This window comes from Chryseobacterium hagamense (assembly GCF_007991455.1).
Lineage (GTDB): Bacteria > Bacteroidota > Bacteroidia > Flavobacteriales > Weeksellaceae > Chryseobacterium > Chryseobacterium hagamense.
The window spans coordinates 1-596 of the sequence record NZ_BJYJ01000097.1; the positions used below are offsets into that span (position 1 = coordinate 1).

A 596-nucleotide genomic window follows, 5' to 3' on the forward strand; every position below is an offset into this window, starting at 1 on the left:
GGCCTACGGACAGGTCGGAATCAACACGACGGCACCGGCAGCAAGCCTGGACATCGTAGCCAAAAATGCCACCGGTACCACTACCAGAGTAGACGGGATCCTGATCCCGAGGGTAAGCCGTGAGCGTGCCCAAAGCATGGTCTCCGTACCGGTGTCTACCCTGGTCTACATCAATGATGTTTCCAACGGAACCCAGACCGGATCCACCCAATATGCAGATGCGGTAGGCTTTTATTACAATGACGGGACCAACTGGATCAAGATGGGCGCTTCCACAACGGCTTCATCGGTAAACGTTACGGCAGAACTCGATGCCAACTATACGGCGCTGGCTTCCGACGACATCATCCTCTTCAATACCACAGCGGTAAGGACTCTCACCCTTCCGACTTCCGGAATTGCAGTGGGTAAAAAATACTACATCTCACTGATCGGAAGCGACGGGATAGGGTTTGCACCGGCTTCTGCCATCCGCAACACCAGCTACAATATTTTGAATGCCGGTACATCAGCCACCATTATGTATCTGGGCGGCGGGAAATGGGATGTGGTTTCCGGATACTAACCCTTTGTCCTTTCAATAAAATACATAAAAA

At 51.8% G+C, this 596-nt stretch carries 1 protein-coding gene; it reads left to right on the forward strand.

From position 1 onward, the window contains the following. Positions 1–565, forward strand: a 565-nt coding sequence (locus CHA01nite_RS20720) for a phage tail-like protein (protein ID WP_170234799.1), incomplete at its 5' end; no start/stop codon positions are given. Positions 566–596: the final 31 nt, after the last annotated feature.